Annotated in this window: 11 protein-coding genes; 7 read left to right on the forward strand and 4 right to left on the reverse strand. The window is 46.3% G+C overall.

Translation table 11 applies throughout. The features are described from left to right. Nucleotides 1-12 precede the first annotated feature (12 nt). The 7 genes from IXB50_RS07300 to IXB50_RS07330 all read left to right on the forward strand — a co-directional run bounded on the left by IXB50_RS07300 (nt 13) and on the right by IXB50_RS07330 (nt 13,370). A complete protein-coding gene (locus IXB50_RS07300; protein WP_215608296.1) occupies nt 13-543 on the forward strand; it encodes a chemotaxis protein CheW in 531 nt (176 codons plus the stop codon). Between the two features lie 49 nt (nt 544-592). Further along, nucleotides 593-3,508, forward strand: coding sequence for a methyl-accepting chemotaxis protein (locus IXB50_RS07305; RefSeq protein ID WP_215608297.1), 2,916 nt, complete (start codon nt 593-595; stop codon nt 3,506-3,508). Nucleotides 3,509-3,571: 63 nt separating this feature from the next. After that, nucleotides 3,572-9,073: a hybrid sensor histidine kinase/response regulator gene (locus IXB50_RS07310; RefSeq protein WP_215608298.1), complete on the forward strand. Its 5,502-nt coding sequence runs from the start codon at nt 3,572-3,574 to the stop codon at nt 9,071-9,073. A gap of 142 nt (nt 9,074-9,215) precedes the next feature. Continuing rightward, nucleotides 9,216-10,703 carry a glycolate oxidase subunit GlcD gene (glcD, locus tag IXB50_RS07315; protein WP_215608299.1) on the forward strand — a complete coding sequence of 496 codons (1,488 nt, stop codon included), beginning with the start codon at nt 9,216-9,218 and terminating at the stop codon, nt 10,701-10,703. A 267-nt stretch (nt 10,704-10,970) separates the two neighbouring features. Continuing rightward, nucleotides 10,971-11,573 carry a type IV pilin-like G/H family protein gene (locus tag IXB50_RS07320; RefSeq protein WP_215608300.1) on the forward strand — a complete coding sequence of 201 codons (603 nt, stop codon included), beginning with the start codon at nt 10,971-10,973 and terminating at the stop codon, nt 11,571-11,573. A 420-nt stretch (nt 11,574-11,993) separates the two neighbouring features. Next, nucleotides 11,994-12,584, forward strand: a complete 591-nt coding sequence (locus tag IXB50_RS07325) for a type IV pilin-like G/H family protein (protein ID WP_326520740.1) — start codon at nt 11,994-11,996, stop codon at nt 12,582-12,584. 18 nt (nt 12,585-12,602) lie between these two features. Then, a complete protein-coding gene (locus tag IXB50_RS07330; protein WP_215608301.1) occupies nt 12,603-13,370 on the forward strand; it encodes a hypothetical protein in 768 nt (255 codons plus the stop codon). 16 nt (nt 13,371-13,386) lie between these two features. Here IXB50_RS07330 and IXB50_RS07335 read toward each other — a convergent pair whose 3' ends face one another. The 4 genes from IXB50_RS07335 to IXB50_RS07350 form a co-directional block, all read right to left on the reverse strand. Further along, complete coding sequence (locus tag IXB50_RS07335; protein WP_215608302.1) at nt 13,387-15,786, reverse strand: O-antigen ligase family protein; 2,400 nt, start codon at nt 15,784-15,786, stop codon at nt 13,387-13,389. Nucleotides 15,787-15,880: 94 nt separating this feature from the next. Next, nucleotides 15,881-18,451: an O-antigen ligase family protein gene (locus tag IXB50_RS07340; RefSeq protein WP_215608303.1), complete on the reverse strand. Its 2,571-nt coding sequence runs from the start codon at nt 18,449-18,451 to the stop codon at nt 15,881-15,883. 83 nt (nt 18,452-18,534) lie between these two features. After that, nucleotides 18,535-21,051, reverse strand: a complete 2,517-nt coding sequence (locus IXB50_RS07345; RefSeq protein WP_215608304.1) for an O-antigen ligase family protein — start codon at nt 21,049-21,051, stop codon at nt 18,535-18,537. Nucleotides 21,052-21,100: 49 nt separating this feature from the next. Then, nucleotides 21,101-22,567 carry a sugar transferase gene (locus IXB50_RS07350; RefSeq protein ID WP_215608305.1) on the reverse strand — a complete coding sequence of 489 codons (1,467 nt, stop codon included), beginning with the start codon at nt 22,565-22,567 and terminating at the stop codon, nt 21,101-21,103. Between the last annotated feature and the right edge of the window lie 41 nt (nt 22,568-22,608).

Genomic DNA, 22,608 nt, shown 5'->3' on the forward strand with positions numbered 1-22,608 from the left:
TGACAGGGGCCGATGGTAGGTAATCCAGACTTTCAAACCGGAGTAGGGCAAGATCAAGACCCTGAACTACAGAAAATTGAAACGCCTGATGGTGAACTTCATTTGCGATTTTATGTGGGCTCCAGGGATGAATTTGCTCTACCTGCCATTGGTATTCGCCGAATTATTGAAAATCCCCCCGATCGCATCACCCCCGTCCCCAACGTATCGCCTTTATTGCTTGGGACCTTAAATGAGCAAGGGCGAGTGATTTGGGTCGCTGATCTCGGACAGTTTCTTGGCTACCCTCAGCCGATGAATACAGACAGAGCAGAAATTCCAGTAATCGCTGTCGAACATCAGGGGACTATGTTAGGCTTAGCCGTTAATCAGATAGTTGGGACAGATTGGCTAGATGCGGAGCGTATGAAGATGTCTCGCGATTACTCCGATACGATGGCACCTTTTCTAAGAGGCGAATGGGTATTAGATGCAAATACGGATCGCTCATTACGCCTACTAGACCACGTTGCCATATTACGCTCAGCACGCTGGGCCGCTTAATTCAACGGGTTCGACAAATGGAGATGTTTAGACTGGCAGGAGAATACAGATGGCATCGGGTATAGACTACGCTCAAACATATCAAGCGGCAGAGCGCGCATACATGCAAGGCAGTTATGAGCAAGCTGCTGACATCATTGAGCAATTGGCGGAAAACTACCCGAGCGATCCGAATGTGCTCTTGCTCAAGGGTCATATCTATTGCTATGGACTCAGTTCATACGATGTTGCTCGGACCCAATACAAATCTGTCTTGGAGCTCACGTCTGATCCTGAGTTTGTCAATTATGCCAATAATGGTCTTACCTACGCTGAACAGATGGATGTTGGCCAGGCACAGGCAGTTGATGACAATGGCATTGAGGATATTACTGCAGACGGTTTATTCGATTCCATAGAGCTCTATGGAGATATGGGGGAAGAAGGAGACGACTTAAGTGCCGGACTAGATTTGTCCTTTGAAGATGGTACTAGTGTTCAAGGTGAATCAGCCGCAGCCCCCCCTACTGATTTAAATACTAATGCTGTAGAGCCAAATGTCGTAGCCCGTGACGATAGCTATGACCTTGCTACTGAAGCTGTAGCAGACCCTTTTAATGCCACAGCTGATTATGAAAGCACTTCTGGTGATCAAGATATCGACTTAGCCAGTGATGATCCGTTTTCCATTGGAGATTTGGGCGATTTGTCAGTCGGTGGAGATTTGGGTAATGCTGAACTTTTAGATCCATTTGCAGACAGTAGCTTAGAAGGTCTGGTTGAATCCTCGGAGGAAGAGGAAATTACTCTCGACAGCATTGTACGAGATGGTCCCTCCACATCAACCCAAGAATTATCACAGTTTGATCAAGACGATTTTGACGAAGCATTTCCATCAGGAGAAGTCTCCGAAAGTGACTATGACGCTTTTCCCGATGTGGATAATTTCCTCGAAACTGACAATACTCCCGGCATTGATAATCCACCAACAGAATCAAATTTGACAGAATCAAATTTGTTAGAAGAGCCAGAAGATAAAACGCTCTTCATGATGGAGCCTGAGGCAAGTATTCCAGCTGATGCTATACAGGATTTTCAGGATTTTGATGAAGCCTCAACACTCTCGGGTATTGAGGCTTCGCCTGATGAACTAATAGATGACGAAACTGGTGAGCAAACCTTTCCGGCTGGGGAACAAACTTTTCCAGGTGTCGACACTATGGAGGGATTGGAAAGTCAGCAAGGGGGAGACATTGACTTTCTAGATGAGTTTGATGAGTTTGACGATCTAGGAAGCCTACCGGAATTTGACCTTTCTGAAGGATCTACTGAATTTACGGAACCATCTGTCAATAACTCAGAAGGGGTATTTTCTGAGGATCCCGCACTCCGTGGGGGATCTGGTTTTAGTTTGGTCGAAGATGATGATCAGGCAATTATTGGGGAAGATGACATTTTTAGCATCGAAACCGCTGATCAACTGCCATCATTCACCCAAGGTGATGAATCCCCTGTGGTTGTACCTGAAGTGCAGGATGAGAGTACGCTCAGCTGGTTAAGCAATGCGCCACTAGCAACCAAGCGTTTGCTCATGGCAAGTGTCGCTGGACTGGTATCGTTGATTGCTGTTGCTAGCGTTAGCTCGGTTACTCTGGGAGGTTTGTCCAATAATATTTCTCAGAAGGATCGCAATCTTATTGTTAGGGTACGGCCTGCAATCATGGGTAGCGCGGCCGGTATCGCAAGCTTCTTGACTGTATTGGGTTTAGGCGTATTAATCGATCGCCAGGCCAAACGCTCTATCGACAACTTACAACAGCAGTTTGATCTGGTATCTCAAGGCGATCTAAATGCTCGGGCAACAGCCTACTCCAGCGATGATTTAGGACAGTTGGCTACAGGGTTTAATCAGATGGCTCGGGTAATTCTTACCACCACCAGCGAAGCTCAACGCAAAGCACAAGAGCAAGAACAGGCAAAAGAAGACCTCCAACGTCAAGTGATTCGTTTGCTAGACGATGTAGAAGGAGCCGCTCGTGGTGATTTGACGGTACAGGCAGAAGTTACAGCGGATGTATTGGGTGCGGTTGCTGACTCGTTTAACCTCACCATTCAAAATTTGCGAGAGATTGTGCAACAAGTGAGTGCAGCCGCTCTACAGGTGACTAAGAGTTCTTCTGACAATGAGATGTTTGCTCGTAGCCTATCGGCAGATGCCCTGCGCCAGGCTGAAGAGTTGGCCGTTACCCTGAATTCTGTTCAGGTGATGACTGAATCAATTCAGCGGGTAGCAGACAGTGCAAAAGAAGCTGAAGAGGTAGCTCGCTCAGCTTCAGCCACAGCTCTGCGCGGTGGTGAAGCGGTGGAGCGAACTGTAGCCGGTATTTTAGAGATTCGAGAAACGGTTGCTGAAACCACACGGAAGGTAAAGCGCTTAGCAGAATCATCCCAGGAAATTTCTAAGATTGTGGCGTTGATTTCGCAAATTGCATCTCGAACTAACCTCTTGGCACTCAACGCTAGTATTGAAGCAGCTCGTGCGGGAGAGGCAGGACGCGGCTTTGCTATTGTGGCCGATGAAGTTCGCCAGCTGGCTGATCGAGCCGCGAAAGCATCGAAAGAGATTGAACAAATCGTTCTGCAAATTCAGGGTGAGACTAGTAGTGTAATGACTGCCATGGAAGAGGGCACTCAACAGGTAATCGAAGGGACACGATTGGCAGAACAGGCAAAACGTTCTTTGGAGGATATTATTCAAGTATCGAACCGTATTGATGTGTTGGTACGTTCTATTACAGCGGATACAGTTGAGCAAACGGAAACCTCACGGGCAGTTGCTCAAGTTATGCAATCGGTTGAACTAAGTGCCCAAGAAACCTCTCAAGAGTCTCAGCGGGTATCGGGCTCTCTCCAAAATCTAGTGGGTGTAGCCCGTGATCTGCTGACATCCGTTGAGCGATTTAAGGTAGAAAGTGAGAATAAGTAGTCTATTCACGTCCGATTATTTGTCGAGGGATAAAGACAATTTTTATCTAGGGAGACGAGGGTGATGCTGCCTGAACAACAACAGCGTATATTAGGCTACTTTATTGAAGAAGCCAAGGATCATCTCAATACTATTGAGCAGGGTTTGCTAAATCTTCAGGCCACCATTGTCAATCCAGAGATGGCCAATGAAGTTTTTCGGGCCGCTCACTCTGTCAAAGGGGGGGCGGCGATGCTGGGCATTGAAAGTATGCAGCGCACTGCCCATCGCATGGAGGATTACTTCAAGCTGCTCAAAGAAGCTCCAATTAAGGTAGATCGGTCCCTAGAATCTATGTTCTTACGGGTATTTGATGCCCTCCAAGAACTGCTCGAACAGCTGCAGGGACCATTTGGTCTGACCGAGGAGAAAGAACAAAGCATCATGGCTGGTGTAGAGCCAGTATTTCAGCAACTTCAGGAACATCTGGACCAACTTGTAGCTGATGCAGATACCAACGAAGTGTTGGAAGAGGTTGCTCCTGTCGCCTTTACATCTCCTTCGCCTCAACCAGTTGAAGAAAGCGCTTTGAAGCTTGTATTTAGTAGCGATGTATCAGCCGCTCTTAGAGAGATGCTGGCTCGATTCAAGCAGGCCGATACGGATGAAAGTCGCTTGGCGTTAGAGGCCTGCTGCCAAATGTTAGAAAGGTTTGGTGAGCAGTTTAATTTGCCCACTTGGATGAATCTGGTGAAGCATGGTCGCTGGGCCGTGTGCGATCGCAACAATGACTACCGCACCCTAGCCCCAGTGCTCATCAAAGAAATCAAAAAAGCACAGGACCTCGTTTTAGCTGGTCGGGAACGTGAAATATTACTATCTCAAGAATTACAGACACTGGGGGCAGCCCCAGAAGATGTCGTAGATACTCCCGATAGCTTGGATGATCTATTTGCAGACGATGCGTTGTTTACAACCAATGAGTCAGAAGATACTAGTGTCACCGCTAATAGTGACGCGATCGATATTGATGATTTGTCAGCATTAGAACCCAATTTAGACATTGACAGCGTAGAACCCTCACCCTCACCAACCGAGGATGGTATCTCCATAGATGACCTTCTAAACAACGCAGTCTCTACTCCGTCTGGCCCAGAAGTAGGCGCTGCAGAGCTCACTAGCTTAGCCGACTTGTTCGAAACTAGTGGAGATGCCCTCGACAGTGACTGGCAAGAAGAGGAAGTGCCCATCACCGAAGGTACATCGCCTTCAGAGTCCTTAGATATCGACATTTCACCCGACTTTGAGGATCTGTTAAACGATGACTCATCAGAGCTAGGGACTAACCTCAATGACTTTGAATCAGGCAGTGAGCTAGCCGACCTATTTGGCGATACTGATAATACCGATAGCTTAGACAACCTGGATAACAGCTTAGAAGATCCAAATCAACCATCAGATACAACCAATCTGTCGCCGACCGACACCTCACCAGCTGAGAATGTTGGCCCTCTTGATGGTTTATTTGGCGACATGGCAACAACCGATGAAGTAGCTAGCGTTGACGATCTATTCGGTGACGTAGATCAAAGTTTACCAGAACCTAGTATTCAAGAGAATTTAGACATATCCAGTAATCTGGATGAACTTGGTGCACTCACTTCCTTAGAAACCACCAGCAACGACCTAACAGATATCGATTTAGCCTTGGACAATGCTACCGTCACTTCAGAAACTGACGCTTTACTCAGCGATAGTCTAGAAGTCGCGACCAAAGCAACAAACAGCGGCTTCTTTAGTGAAGACACAAGTACACCTGAAACATCTGATAGCTCGGATTCTGAGCAGTCCGAATTTGATGATTTCTTCACTGTGGATGAGGCCATTGCCGAGCCCCCTCAAAAAGCAGTATCTGGTTCTTTAGATGACGCGCTTTGGACAGAAAATAATCGTTCAGACAGTGCCTCTGCACCAACACCATTAGGCGAGCTATCACCAGATATCTGGGACTCCAATCCAGAACAAAGCCTTGATAATGCTGCCATCACTGATACTGATATAGATACATCAACACAAAACATACCCGACAACAACAACCTAGACGGCCTGGAGTTGGATGATGTGTGGGCATCTGTTGAGGATATTGACCTAGATGCAGCCATAGCAGAACCAACGCAAGCTGGGGCTGATGTAGCTTCTACAGACTCTCCAAAGGCAGAACTAGACGATCTATTTAATAATACTGGCCCTGAGTTAACGACTGATGATGGCTTATTTGGCGATACTAGTCCTGAGCTAACTAACGACTCAGCTCAAGAGACTAGTACCTCATCATCTCTAAACGAGGGATTTGATGGTCTTTTTGGTGAGAACCTTGAAAATCCTGATTTACCTGGTGATGGGACACAGCCTGAGCTCGATGTTTTCTCCTTAGATGAGGGACTAGACAATCCGTTTAGTGACAATATCGCATCTGAAATTGCTGTAGATAATCTATTTAATGACAGTCCAGCAGAGCTTGCGTCAGATATAGCTGGGCTAGACGATGGGTTAGAAAACCTAGAATTGGCTGAGTCAGCGACTGGCATTTCAGATATGACTGATCTGGATGTAAGCCTAAGCGGTTTAAATCCTACCAATAGCAATCTCGAATCAACAGACATTGTCAGTGAGCCTCCATCTAACGACATTGAATTTGATCTATTAGATCTTGAAGACGATGGCATTGTCACAGGCTTTGTCACTGATGATAACAATCTGGAGAATGATGTTGAAACTAGCCTAAATAACGATACAGAGACCGATCTGTTGACTGATATGGCAACTGATGAGGTGGTACCCGCGCCGTTCACTGACCTCAATCCAGAACTCAATGAACTGGGTCTGGAAAACTCACTTAACGAACTAGAAGATTCAACTATTGAGGTTTCCTCTACTGAGACTCCTGCTGCAGAAGCCCCCTCGGCAATTGATGACCTGTTCGAGACACCAGACACTCCATCGAGTGAACAGGCCTTAGACCCAGCTGAGTCCATCCCTGCAGTTGATGACTTGTTCGAGACACCAGCAGACACTCCATCGAACGAACAAGCCTTAGAACCAGCTGAGTCATCCTCGGCAGTTGATGACTTGTTCGATACACCAGCAGACACTCCATCGAGTGAACAGGCCTTAAAACCAGCTGAGTCACCCTCGGCAATTGATGACCTGTTCGATACACCAGCAGACACTCCATCGAGCGAACAGGCCTTAGAACCAGCTGAGTCACCCTCGGCAGTTGATGACTTGTTCGATACACCAGACACTATATCAAGCGAGCAAGCTTTAGAACCATTAGACTCCTTACTTTCCTCAGAACTCCCCGAAGAGATTAGTCAAGCGACGACTCTTGAGACTGACGACAACAATGAATTTGGTGATCTCGAAGCTCTATTAGATACCTCTGAAGAGTCAGTCAGCCCAGCTCCCTCAACATTGTCAACTAGTCCAACTCCCCCAGCAGCATCAACATCCGGCGATGATGAATTTGGCGATCTTGAGGCTCTATTACAGGACGCCGACCAAACTTTAGCACCAACTTCAGCCAGCTCTACCTCTTATCGACCTACATCTAACCGATTATCCAGTCGTCGCATAGTGACCGATCAAACTATGCGTGTATCGGTCAGTCACTTAGATAATTTGAGCAATCTGGTTGGGGAATTGGTAGTCAACCGCAATACTCTAGAGCAGGATCAGGAACGCCTGCGTCAGTTTTTAGATAATCTATTGTTCCAGGTGCAACAACTCAATGATGTTGGTCAGCGGATGCGTGACCTCTATGAGCGCTCACTATTGGAAAGCTCTTTGATCTCTAGCCGACAATCATATCAGACAGCGTCTACAAGTACTCCTGCCGAGACAGATTTGAGCGATCACGCCACAGGTGAATCTTTTGATGCTCTGGAAATGGACCGGTTCACCGGGTTCCATACCTTATCTCAAGAAATGATTGAGCTGATTGTGCGAGTTCGAGAATCAGCGTCTGACATTGCCTATACGGTCGAATCCTCTGATCAAGTCACTCGTCAGTTTAGACAGGTAACCAATCAGTTACAGGAAGGCCTTAATAAAGCTCGCATGGTACCCTTTGCCCAAACCGCATCTCGCTTACCTCGAGCAGTACGAGATATCTCCGTCAAGTGTGGCAAAGAAGCTCGCCTAATCGTTGAGGGTCGCGACATCCTGATCGACAAGATGATCCTAGAACAGCTCTATGATCCTATGACCCATCTAGTAAACAATGCCATTACCCATGGTGTAGAAACCCCCGATGAGCGACGGTTAGCTGGGAAAACACCAGAAGGTGTTATTACAGTCCGGGCATTTTACCAAGGCAATCAAACAGTTATCTCGGTCGGAGATGATGGAGCCGGTATTAATCCTGATATTGTTAAGCAAAAGGCATTACAGAAAGGATTGATTTCTCAATCAGATATCCAAACAATGACAGTTTTGGATGTTTATGACCTGTTGTTCCATCCTGGCTTTAGTACCAGAGATCAAGCAGATGACTTTGCCGGACGAGGATTTGGCATGGATGTGGTGCGCACATCCTTGGCAGATATTCGAGGTAATATCACCATCGATTCTGAACTTGGACGGGGAACAAACTTCACTATTCGTTTACCCCTCACCCTCAGTATTTCTAAAGCCCTAAGCTGTATTAGCAATCAGGCTCGCATCGCCTTCCCCATGGACGGTGTGGAAGACATGTTTGACGTGTCACGAGAGCGTATTCAGAAAAATGATCAAGATGAGGATTGTATTCTCTGGCGCGATACCTTGCTACCCTTCCAAAACCTATCGGATCTGCTGTCGTTTAACCGCACCCTAGGTCGGGGACGAGTATATGGCGGGAACCAAGATGAGAATATGATTTCCATTGTGGTATTGCGTAGTGCCAATAGTTTCATCGCCTTAGAAGTAGATCAAGTAATGGGTGAACAAGAGATTGTCATCAAACAGCTAGAAGGTCCTGTACCCAAGCCTACGGGTATTGCCGGAGCTACCGTCTTAGGTGATGGACGAGTAATGCCAATTGCCGATGTTCTGGAACTAATTGATTTAGCCCTGGGTCGAGTTCGTCGTGATCCTACTACCGCTGTATGGTCTCAATTGGAAGAATCTGCTCCATCCCAAGAAGAACCCGCTAAGGTGAAGTCTGAACCTACAGTTTTGATTGTGGATGACTCCATCACGGTACGTGAGCTCCTATCTATGAGCTTTAATAAGGTGGGCTACCGGGTGGAGCAGGCCCGAGATGGTCAGGAAGCTTGGGAAAAACTACGTTCTGGATTGCCCTGTGATTTAGTTTTCTGTGATATCGAAATGCCACGAATGGATGGATTAGAGCTCCTGTCTCGTCTGCAAAAAGATGATGGACTCCAGCAAATTCCCATTGCCATGCTGACATCACGGGGTGCAGATCGACATCGTCAGATGGCCGTCGATCTGGGAGCTAGTGGTTACTTTACCAAACCATACTTGGAAGAAGCCCTGTTAGATGCCGCCAACAAGATGCTCCATGGAGAAAGGTTGGTGTAGGGTGGGAACCCACCACCCAATGGGCATTACCTACCATCCAAGGAGACTGGAAGCATTCAAAATCAATTATTTGATTCAAGGATTACTCGTTGGCGTGCTGCGTTAGGATCAAGCTATACCTAATGCCCATGGCAGACGATAGATGACTTCTGGTGCAGCCCTCAATAAAACAACATCCTCCAGACAACGAGACTGGCAACCAATTGTTCAAGATTTTTTGCAGGTACTCAATGATGACCAGGTGATACGTCGCAAAGAGGAGTTACTCGTTTATGAATGTGACGGTCTCACCAGCTATCGTCAGCGACCGGCCATTGTCGTATTGCCAAAAAACACTGAAGAAGTAGCAGCAGCCGTTAAAATCTGCGATCGCAATCAGATCCCCTTTGTTACTCGTGGTGCAGGCACCGGTCTCTCAGGCGGAGCCCTCCCCATCGAAGACAGTGTACTGATCGTCACCGCCTGTATGCGACAAATTTTGGACATCGACTACGATAACCAGCGCATCGTCGTCCAACCCGGTGTCATCAACAATTGGGTGACCCAGGCCGTTAGCGGTGAAGGCTTTTACTACGCTCCCGACCCATCCAGCCAGTCTGTCTGCTCCATTGGCGGTAACATTGCCGAAAATTCTGGCGGTGTTCACTGCCTTAAATACGGCGTCACAACTAACCATGTATTAGGACTAAAGCTAGTCTTACCTAACGGCGATATCGTCGATGTTGGCGACATGCCAGAAACTCCAGGCTACGACCTGACTGGCATTTTTGTCGGCTCCGAAGGGACCCTAGGAATCGCCACCGAAATTACTCTACGCATCCTCAAATCACCGGAAAGTGCCCAAACACTACTAGCCGACTTTAGTACCGTCGAAGCCGCAGGCAAGAGCGTTTCCGATATTATCAGTGCGGGCATTATTCCAGCTGGAATGGAAATGATGGATAACTTTAGTATCAACGCCGTTGAAAAAGTCGTTGCCCTTGATTGCTATCCCCGTGATGCAACTGCAATTCTCATCGTTGAAGTGGATGGCTCTCCCGCAGATGTGGAAGCCAGTGCTCAAAAGGTGAGTGAAATTGTTAAGGGAAATGGGGCTCGGAGCGTTGCGATCGCAACCACCCCCGAAGAACGCCTACGCCTTTGGAAAGGTCGCAAAGCCGCTTTTGCCGCCATGGGCAAACTCAGTCCCGACTATTACGTTCAAGATGGTGTCATTCCCAGAGCCCAACTACCCCATGTCCTCAATGAGATCGAAACATTAAGCCAAAAATATGGTTATGACGTTGCCAACGTCTTTCATGCTGGAGATGGTAATCTACACCCGCTAATTCTGTACAACAATGCTATCCCTGGTCAGCTCGAAACCGTCGAAGCATTGGGTGGCGAAATCCTCAAACTCTGCGTCGAAGCCGGAGGCAGTATCTCCGGTGAACACGGCATCGGAGCAGACAAACGCTGCTATATGCCACAAATGTTTACTGACGCTGACCTTGAAACTATGCAATGGGTCCGCCATGCGATTAATACCGAGGGACTCGCCAATCCAACTAAGCTATTTCCGACCCCCAAAACCTGCGGTGAGGCAGCTATAGCCGAAACGACCACGTTTAATGATGTGGAACGCTTTTAGCCATCCCACAAAGCAAAATCAAACAGCGATACGTTCATCACCCTAGTAATAATACGTAGAAGGCACGGTGGCTGTTTGTACGAATTCTGTACATTGGCTGATAAGTCTACTAGTTTGTGAGGGTAGGTTAGAAACGTAGTGCTAATCAAGCTAGTCCAGGGCTTTTCAGGTTTTCAACCCAAGTGATAAGAGATCTGAATTCCATGGGTAGCTTTAAAGCAAGGAGCTAGACGCTACATCCCAAACCTCAAGGAGACACATTACATAATGAAGACCACTCTACGTGCAAAGCTACTGCAGCATCTAGCAGGTAAGAAAAAAGCTGACGAAGGTTTTACCCTAATTGAGCTGCTAGTAGTCATCATCATCATCGGTATTCTGGCTGCGATCGCTCTACCATCCTTCCTGAACCAGGCTAACAAAGCCAAGCAGTCTGAAGCTAAAACTTACATCGGTTCCATTAACCGCGCACAACAAGCTTATTACCTAGAAAACAATGAGTTTGCCACCCATGATGTATTTACACAGTTGGGTTTGGGAATCGATACTGAAACCGTAAACTACAAGTACAGTGTTGCAACTGATGGTAACAATAAGCAATATGCTCTCAGCGTTGCTGATCCAGATGGAGATGCACTGAAGGCGTATGCTGGTGGTGTTAAGCTGGGCACCGTTGCAGGTACTGGTGAGGCAACTACCCTAGCAATCCTATGTGAAGCTCTAAAAGCACCGATTGAGCCTAGTGGCGCGGACCCCACCGCTGATGATGATCTTGGTTCCGTTGGTGGTGGCCTGACTGCCGCTGCTCTTAATTTGAACACTACTGGCGATTTAGTTTGTCCTGCTACATTTAAGGATCTTGGTAGCTAGTTAACGTTGACCATCTTTACTGAGGCTACTCCTCTCGGCTTGCTCACGTAGGTATCTGGGGATTGGTCTTTTGGACTAAGCATCAATGCAATGCCGATACTTGACTCAGAGAAGAATTTTTGTTGAAAGTGATTGCCTGCAGCGAAGCTTTCATAATCTCACTCTCCTGATTGTCATTTTTGGCATTGCATTAGTTTAAATAGAATTTTTAAAGACGATTAATGTACTTCGCTTCGTACAGCACTATTAAAGGCGGGATCTACGTCATAGAACGAAGTATTTTTTCAAAAAGAATATTATTGTAAACGCGCAATCACCTAAATCTTAAAATTGAGCCAATACTATACTTATAGTCATGATTCTTCTTATAGACTTTTCACATGAATTTAGATTGCACGCGTATCAACGTTGGGGTTTAAGGTGATTCAGATTTTTCATTCCAGAGGTAAGGTCTTTGCTCGTCCCCTCAGCTTATATGACTCTCGTGAGCAAGGATTTACTCTCATTGAGCTTTTAGTTGTCATTATTATTATTGGCATACTAGCTGCGATCTCACTCCCGTCCTTTCTTTCCCAAGCAAACAAGGCTAAACAGGCAGAAGGCAAAGCCTATATAGGCTCTATAAATCGTGCTCAACAAGCCTATTTTCTCGAAAATTTGAAGTTTGCCCCCCAGGTTGCTTTTGATGAACTCGGTTTAGGCTTAAAGTCAGAAACGAATAACTACATTTACAGCATCGCTACAAATTCTGCAAACCTTACCTATATCGTTAATGTTGCTAACCCCCAAACAGCTGCATTAAAAGCCTATGTTGGCCCCACAAAACTAGGCACATCGACCGCTGGCGAAGCAACAACATTAACAACCATTTGTGAAGCTCTCTCAGCCCCTATTGAAGGAGGCAATGTGCCGGGAACAGATGCAAGTGGGTTAACCCTGGCAAACTTTGGATTAGGGGTGACTGGTGCCCTCACCTGTGATGCGACAATATATACAGATATTGGTCAATAATCTAATCGTTTCTGTTCTATGAAGAAAGCGCTTTCAGCGTTAACAATGTTAGCTGGAATTAGTCTAATTTTAGGTCTGCAAAAATCCTATATGGATTTCAACTTCAAACAGTTTTCTGTTGGCAGTAATCTAGAAAATACTACATCCGTGAGAACTGAACAACTTTACCTGTTAAGTACTCTACCTAAGCTAGGGTTTGAAAACCTATTTGCTGATGGAATATTCCTTAAATTTCTGCAATATTTTGGGAATGACCCATTACGAGAACAAACCGGTTATGGCCTAAGTCCCGATTTCTTTAGCCTTATCTTGGCAAATGATCCATACTATATTCCATTCTACATATTTGCTTCTAGCAGTTCTACCATGTACGCTGGCCAGCCAACCCGTTCAGTTGCGTTACTAAATCAAGGATTAAAGCAATTGCAGCCTAATAAACCGGCAGACTCATTTTTGGTTTGGCGTTATAAGGCCGCCGATGAACTCCTGTTCTTAGGTGATAGCGACAATGCTAAAGCGTCTTATCAAATGGCAGCGGACTGGGCTGATGTATCTAATCATCCCGATAGCGAGCTTGTTGCTCAACTTTCACGACGTATGGTGCAGTCTCTCCAGGTAAATCCTGATAACAAAATAGTTAGGATCAATGCATGGCTAGGTCTCTTAAACTCTGCGTTGGATGATACATCTCGTCAGCGAATCATTGAAGAGATTAGAGCCCTAGGTGGGGATATTTCTATTGATAATAGCACTGGCAAAATAAATGTTACCTTACCAGTAGAGTGACCTCGCATGAACTGCATCAAGAAGCGTCTATATTATCTAACAACTCGTTTCTTAATGGCTGTAGAGCAATATCTAGGGCTTTATTGTAAGCAGGTGACTGTAACACGGAACCAAAAAATAGTTGCATAGGTATGTTTTCGCTTCTAGGGAGAAAGTCACTGGGTATTGGACCATCAATATGACGACTGATAATGCCAAACCCCAATCGTTCATTCCGTAGATTTTGACTAGGCGCATGGTGTTTTAACCAAGCGGAAAATGTGTCTGCAGTCTGCATGGTGATTTGTAACTTTTGTAGCAAATTTGTTTGGATTTCACTGTCATAGGCATAAACCTCCGAAACAGTCTGGGTAAGCAGCGCTTGTTTAAGCAGTTTTGGTCGGTTATCTGGCTCTAACCATGCATGGATAATGGCAGCACTGGCTGGATCTACATCTGATAAGAGAGAATTTATCTGAGCCTTATTGCCCTGATCTAGCTGACCAAATAGGTTACCTAAGGTAAAGTTTTCCGCTTGCCAATCGACCTGGGCCGCAGCCGAATCTCCTCGCCACCAGAGGATCCCAGCTCGAATATGCTGCCAGTAGGATTGAAGGGTTGGCTCTTGGTTAGTGGCAATAAACTGAGTCAATGTAGTCTCAACATTAGCTAATACTTGGGGGTAAAGCATCTGTAATGGTGGTTGCTGCCATAGTGGACTAGTAACAATTAAAGGACTTCGTAAGCTTTCCAACGTAAATGCCTGTATTGCCAGCGCCAGTTCATTTTGTTGCAGTAGGCTATAGCCTAAGCTAAAAAACAGTCCTTTCTTTGCAGGAATTAGTCGAATGGACGCCATAAAAGACTGAGTGGCAGCTTTGGGCTCAGTATTAACCAACAACCATCCCATATTTGTATGGACAAATTCTTGAGCAGGGGCAATTTCTAATGACTGCTGAAACCAAGCCAGACTATCTGTAAGCGCTTCTACAGAAGCTCCCGTCAGAGCATGATCACCCAGATTCCAAGCAATTTGATTCGGGTAATAGGGATCCCAAGGCACGAGTTGAGTCGCCTTTTCTAGATACCGACGCATTCCCTGCAGATTATCTTGATGTAATGCCAAAAATCCTTGACTTGATAAGTGCCAGGCTCGATGCACAGGTATTAGCCAAAGGGTGATGAAAAGAGCCCACCCCAACGCACCCAGGGTAATAGCGCGGGTCTTGATGGGTACTGAATTAACTGTTGTTTGTAATTGCCAATGGGACAAAATTAACGCCCCATAAACGACAAGTGTGCCGCTAATAGCAACATTATCTAACTGGTAGTCAGTCAAACTATAAAGTCCATAGGCAAACAACCCAAACCATAAACTTTTAATCGACTCGTTAGAGAGTTGCCCCTTACGAGATATCTCATCAGAGCCCTTAGCTGTCAGGACAGCCGCTGTCCTGACAGCCCGTATCCCTAGTGCTATTGTGACGATGCCTAAAATCAATCCCCAAAGCCCCATTTCTGCCCAGATTTGAGCAGGTGTACTGTGTAGCTGAAAGGTCAGTTCAGCCTCTTGACCAGCCCAAAAGGGACGAAATTGTTGATACAGCAGAGGCACATTACCGAGGCCTAACCCTGTCCAAGGATGGGCGCTCCCCATGGTTATCCCGGTTGAATTAGTAATGATTCGATAAACATCGCTATTTGCCGTATTTGTTAAAAAAACTGCGATAAAGCTGATGACCCTCGAATTGGAAACGGTGATGCCAATGGTCATCAGTAACATCACTATGGCTGCTAAGCGCCAACGGTTTGAGTATTTTTTCTGTAGAATTAGGGTTCCACAAAAAATAATGCTGCACAGCCCTACACACAAAAAACCTGCTCTAGAATAGGTTGTATAAAGATCAACAAGACCCAGAATAAATCCAGTGAGCCACACATGTCGTTGCCAACCTGAACGTTGCAGCCCCAAACTCAGAAGAACAGGTAAGACTAAGGATAAATAACCTGCAACATAATTCTGATGTCCCAAAGGATGCCAGTTCCGAAGAGGGATCTCATTTAGATTAAAACTGCTGCTAATCCCAATGGCGTTAAGCGTCTGTAATTGGGCAAGCTCTGGGATAACAGTTTGGCTACTCCAGAGAACTAAACTCACGATAATAAAAGCAAGACCTAGGCCACCTTGAAAAAGAAATAATTTTTCAGAACAGTGGTCTTCCTGTAGCCATTGGTTGAGGGCATACAGCCCAGCAATAAAACCTAACAAAGGGATACCTTGCCAGATGGCCTGGTTGGGATACTGAGCAAAAGCGATATTACCCCCTATACCCAACAACAATAGGAGAATTACAATATCAAACCCAGAGTTTAGTAAGAAAAGTCGTTGACTATGAGCTATCTGGAGACTTAACCATACAATGGGTATGATAAGCATAATTTGCCAGATTAGCACCCATGGCCATGAAACAATTAATGTATGGCTGTTGGGTAAAAGCGTGAGAAAAATATAACAACAAGCTAAGAGGATTTTAATCACGATCCGATTGACTAGGGGGTAATTCTAATGGGGCTAACTCAAATCTATTACGAGTTGAATGGACAAGGTTAAGTTGTTCAGCTCGAATTGATTCCATCAATTCATCTAAGATCGGTAAGTCTCTTGGCATAGCAACAAACAGTTGTAGAACCTGATTAGGTAAAATACTGTATTCTAAAGCCTCTGGTCTAAGGATAGACGTAATTCCATTTGCACTAGCATTTCGATAGGCAAGACTGAGACTCCCTCGCTTACGTTCACTGGGTGTGCCAACACTAGCAGTCAGCCAATCTTTCAGCATACGTTTTTCCAAAATTTCAGATCGAATATTGACTGCCTCTTCCTCAGATAAATCTGCACTTGCAAGATACTGTTCCAAATATAAATCGGGCTTTAACCACGCTCTAAGTAGTTTTAATCCTTCTGTATCGTGGAATGTTTCTAGTTGCTGCTTCACTAGCATCAATGCTTGCTCAGGTTCAGTGTTCGCTTGTATAACAGCCTGTACAATCGGTCTCAGTCTCTGCCATTGGATGGTTTCAGGTAAACTTCTCTCCGCCCACCAACGGATCAACAAAGATTGTTCGTAAAGCTGGTTGCCATAGAGATGATCAGGACCAAGCAGGCTTTGCACATGTTCATAATAGGAAATAGCTTTATCTAATATGCGAGGCTGGAGTGACGCCAAAGGATCACGATGCCAGATCTGCATTGTGATGAAATTTGGACTAGCCAACATTTCTAACGCTAACGCATCGATTGCTTGTTCAACTTTAGCCTGAGCCAAATAGACGAGTCCCAGGGTATAGTAAGTATAGTTATAGTTTCTAGGATAAAGCGAGATCGCACGCTCAGCATAGGCTTCTGCTCGCCCTGGATCGCCTGCCTGCAAATACAACAACGCTAGATTGTTGTTAAACCAAGCATCGTTAGGAGACGCTGCCAGAGCATTGAGATAGTAATTGATGGTTTGCTGCATTAAGAGCTGACGATCCTCTGCAGTAGGGGCTGCACGACTAACGTCATACATTAGCTGCGCCATCAAGGCATTCGGTGTAGGGTCCCAAGGATTGAGTTTTGCTGCTTTTATAAAGTCGGCTTCAGCCTCAACTAACTGATTATTGTTGGCTTTTTTTATCGCTGACTGATTGAAATATATGGCTATTGATGTAGCTCCCCAAAAACTGAATTGTAAGAGCAAAATACTGAGGATACTGAGACTTAACAGTCGTCTTAGTGGTACTGAAGCATATTTGACGGAGGTCGAGCTTGGCGATCCTTGGGAAATGGCCTGATCGGCTTTCAAAATAAGTAAGAGTAATAGACAAATTAATGTAGCAGCAATAGGAATATTTTCGAGTTGGTAATCGGTGAGGCTGGAAACTGCATAACTTAGACCACTCAGCCCAATGCCGTATAGAAGCCAGCGTTCTGTATGATTTGAAGCAGATTGATTTAATCTAATCCATAGTTTGGCAATGTTAAATAACAACCATCCGTAGACTATAAGCCCTGCATAACCCAACTCTCCCGCAATCTGCACGGGTAAATTATGTAACTGTTGGGCCATTTCTAGGCCAGTCCCGCCTTCAATAGGGCGATAGACGTTATAGGCATGGGCCATATTGCCAGGACCAACGCCAACAAGTGGTCGATGGTTTAAAATGTTGCCTGCCGCTCGAACCATTAAAATACGATCAAATGTGGGGCCTTGACGATGAATATCAAAACTGCGGATTCTCGGATTACTCAAAAATAGTAATATCACTCCACCAGCGCAAAGGAAACTAATCAGAAATACCTGCCATCGTTGTTTGCCATGGCTCTGCCAAAGAACGGTTCCGAAGCTGATTAGCAATGCAACACTACTCCCTAACCAGGCCCCTCTGGAGCCCGATGAATATAACGCAATGGCAATACTAAGGCTGGTTATTGCGCCTAAACACCGACGCCACCCTGTATGAGCGATCGCGAATGCTACAGCCATTGGCAGTGTTAGGGCAAAATAACCACCTGAGAAATTATGATGTCCCAGTGGAAAACGATTACGGAGAGCATCATAAAATCGGTTGGATAGCCACATGTCTGTAGTGGGTTGCCATAACCACAACGCTATCAAGCTTGATACAGTACTAACAACTACAAATCCCATCCAAAAACGACGAATGTGTGATGGTTTTGGAGATAGAGAGTTACGAAAGAGATAAAGGGCAATGATGTAGGCAAAAACTAGCAAACAATTTAAAAATGCTAGCCCCCGATCCATGGCAAAGCCACAGGTTATCAATAAGACTAAGACCAATGTTAGAAAGATTTGATCCAGACCGTGTCCGAGCCATTGCCAGGGGCGTTGAAACTGTCTTAGTCTCCATACAGCACTTCTTGCAATGGCAAGCCATCCAAATTGCCATATAACAATCCAGGGCCAGCTCCTCATTTTTAAGTAGCTGTCAGGTAGCCAGGCAAAGATGAGCAAGCTGACCACGCCTGCAATACTTAACCAATGTTCTTGCCAACGCATTAAGGTTTTGACGAGAGTGGGGTGAGTAGATGCTGATGTCATGCGGATCTCCTAATCAAAGATGAAAATATGATCTCGTCAATTGCCGATCAAGCAGTCTCAGGTGGCAATGATGGTGATCAAGGTTAGGTGGCTGCAGAAGATAATCTAAAGTTGTTGCGTGTAGGATGAGGCAACCCCAGTGTCTCTGTACGCAGAGTTTCCACGAGGTCATCCAGGACAGGTAACTCTCGTGGCCAATTGAGAGAAAATAGGCCAAGAGATACAGGCAAAGAAAATTGCTGCAAGTTGTCAGGTATCAAGATAGAAGAAATTTTGCTAGCGTAGTAGTTACGATAAAGCAATGATAGGGCCACGCGTTGGTTGTTTTCTACTGGACTAGTTGTTGAGCAGAGCCAGTTTCTGAGACTACGCTGGGTTATGATGTGCGATCTCAACACCTCTTTTTCTGCCTCCTCTATATCAAGTGTCTGCAAATAGATCGATAAATACTCATGAGGGCGTAACCATGCCTTAAGTAGGCTACACCTTTGAGCTTCTGAACTAGACGACTTAGCTGCAATACATATATCGAGAAATTGCATCGATTGATCGGGTGAGTCCTCTAGGGCGATCAACGCTTTTAGTAGTAAACGGTCAACCTGATTAGGGTTAATAGCTGACACCCCATTCGCCCACCACCTGACCGCAGCCATGTGATTCTGAACTTGGCTACTGAGAGGATGCCCGACTCCTAGTCCTGCGAGGATAGTGCCATAATGTTTTAGCACCTGGTCAGAAACAGCCTGTTTCAAGGGTGCTAACTCATGTTGCCAGCTCTCGAAGGTGAAGACCTGAGGATTGACTAAACATTCCAGCGCGAGTGCTGCGACTGTCGCTTCAGTATCGCCTAACATTTGGGAGGTTAACCCCAAAAGATAGTAGCTATGGTTTTGACTGCGGGGGCTCAATTGCACCACCTTACTAATGGCTTGGTGGGCGGTAACAACATCACCAGTTTGCCAGGCTAAGACAGCTACATTTTGGTTAAACCAAATATCGTTGGGAGCCACCTTGAGAGCTTGTTGATAGAGACTGAGAGCTTCTTGCTGCAGCGTAGTTTGGTGGTTGTGGTTGGTGGTTTGAGTCATGTTGTCCAACTGCTGGGCTGCCAGGGCAATGGGTGTGGGATCCCATGGCGCTATTTGAGCAGCCGTGTAGAATTTGTCGCCAGCACGGGTGACATTGCCCTGGGATATGGCCCTGACCCCCTGGTGGGTAAATAAGATAGCGAGATCCGTTCGTAGCCAAAAATGTAGTGTTATCACGAATGTAGTGAGCAATAACAAACTGAGCCAACGGCGGATACCCCTGGATAACCCAGCAGAGGGCTCAGAGGCTACTTGTGTAATGGCTGCCACGAGTACAATTAGGGTAACTGCAATGGGGATGTTTTCTAATTGATAATCGCTCAGACTAGAAATGCCATACCCCAGCAATCCAATGCATAGTAACTTTGCTGACCATTTATCGGGGACTGGGACTGCTTGATGCTGGAGATATCGCAACCACTTGAAGAGACATAATATTGAGCCCAAGTAAATCAATCCTCCACCCAGCCCTAGCTCTGCAACAATTTGCAGCGGAGTGTTGTGTAGTTGCTGCACCTGGCTAAGTCCGGTACCGGCCATCACCGGACGATAGCGATCGTACAATCGCCCTAAGTTACCAGGACCAAGCCCCAACAAAGGTCGATGGCGCAAAACATTCCCGGTTGCCTGGGCCATAAAAAAACGATCTACTGTAGGGCCGTCACTCACAACCGCTGGATTAGTTAAGATGTCTGTGGGAGCTAGAGGGATCAGTGTCCGAATCCGAGGATTACTAACCAATAACACCAGTACTATCCCTAAGGTCACAATGGAGAGCGTAATGGCCCATCGCCGCTGTTTACCACGGCTACGAATAATGCTGACGATTATCACGCCTAGGATGAGGACTATCCCGCCCAACCATGCCCCCCGCGACCCGGAGGCGTAGAGCGCCATGGCCATGAGACCACTGATCAGGCCATAGGTCCATCGCCGCCAGGTTTTGTACCACCCAGCAAGTCCTACCGCTAGGGGTAATACCAGCACAAAGTATCCACCTGTAAAATTATGGTGGCCTAAGGGAAAGCGATTACGAATGGCATCGTAAAAATTATCCGATAGCCACATGTCCACCGTCGGTCGCCAGAGAATCAGACTAATAATGGCTGCGATCGCACCTACCCAAACTACGCCCTGGCACAACCTTAACGGCTGCAACCCAGGGGCATGACGTAACCCATAAAGCAAGATGACATAGCAGCCCACCAAGAGACTATTTTGTATGGCCAGTAGCGGAAATTCTGCAGCTGCAGTGGTTAGCACCAGGCATCCTAACAAAGCTGTTACCACCCAATCCAAGCCAAATCCCAAACCATAAAATGGTTGATCAAATCGCCGCAGCTGCCAAAGACAGGTACCAGTCACCAGCAAAAATGCCCCTTGCCACACCAAGATCCAGGGCCAGCTCACCATACGAAAATAACTGTCGGGTAGCCAGGCAAAGACCGCGAAACCTAGCAATGCCAGACTGAGCAAACCATCGTATGCAGTAAATCGGTGCGATGCGCCCATATTCTTTTACCCCAGGCCATGGATTAGGCCACATTCAAACAAATTCTAGTCAATAAGCTCCCAACCCTGTCAGCACAATTCGCAGGGTAGCCATTAAGATTTCTAGATCCAGATTTAAGGACCAATTGTCGATGTAGTGCAAATCCAACCGGGCTGCATCATCAAAGTTTTCAATATCAGAACGCCCTGACACTTGCCAGAGCCCCGTAATGCCTGGAAGGACTTGATGACGAATATGATGCCACTGATCAAACTGAGCAACATCCCGCAAGGGTAAAGGACGTGGCCCAACAAGGCTCATTTGCCCAAGCAACACATTAAAGAGTTGGGGCAGCTCATCGAGACTAGTGCGCCGCAGAAACCTTCCTACAGGAGTGATCCGTGGATCGTTCTGAAGCTTAAACATGATGCCATCAACACTCTGATTGTGCTGTTCAAGCTGAGCCTGGCGTTGAGGTGCATCAGCTGTCATAGAGCGAAACTTCCATAGCTGAAACACCTGCCCCCGTAGCCCTATACGTTCTTGTTTGAAAAATACAGGTCCCGGTGAGTTTATACGAATAGAGATCGCAACCCCCACAAACACAGGACTCAGCAACAGTATGGTCAAAGTCGCTAATCCATAATCCAGCCACCGCTTAATGCGGTAATCAACACTCTGAAAAACAGAAGTTTCAATCATCAGCGTGGGCAGCCCAGCTACAATCTCTGGCATACCGCGCCGGTAGAGCATTTCTCGACTCGACGGCAGTAACCTTAGGGGAATATTGGCACTGCGCAATCGCCAGTACAGACCAGATGCCAACTCGACATCCGGCACATCTTCAGCAAATACTTCATCTGGCTGGGCTGATAAAATTTGCTGAAATATTGTCTCCGTATTAGCCATTGAGACGATGGCAGCCCCCACCACCCGATAGTGAGACCGCTGCTCCAATATCTTTGATAGGCGGTGCATCCGACTAGCATTCGTAATTAGAAATACCCGTGAAGGAGACCTTGCTCCTTGCCATCGGGCCAATAATCCATTGGTACCGAGACGCGTGATTAATACCAAGAAAATACTGCCCACCCAGGCACTAAAAAAAAGCGAACGGGGCGCATCTAGCTTTGGATCGTAGAAATAAGCCAGCACTAACGATACAAAATAAACACAGCTCACCAACTGGGCTGCCCGCAGATAGTCTCGCGCTCGTACCGTAGCGCCGTAGAGACCATAGTGAGTAAACAGCAGTAGTGTCACAGCGGCAAACAACCAAAACAAACTGGGCAATCCCAACCAGACCCACCACACCAGCTGATCAGGAATCGGAGAATAAAATTTGTTCAAAAATCGGGCCAGCTGCCAGGCTACTCCCAGGGCCAGGGCATCACTCAGGAGCAGGCTCAATACCCTAAGGCTATGCCAACCTAAGAGCTGCCCAGAGTTGCCCCAACGGTTGGCCCGAATATCTGTCCCTACGGCAAACAGCAAATTCTGTTTACGGCTTGGTTTTAGTGACGACGGCTCTTTCATTAAATATCTGAGGAAAGTGAGAGCACCCCCGCAGCATACCA

Source organism: Leptothoe spongobia TAU-MAC 1115, assembly GCF_018739885.1.
GTDB lineage: Bacteria > Cyanobacteriota > Cyanobacteriia > Phormidesmidales > Phormidesmidaceae > Leptothoe > Leptothoe spongobia.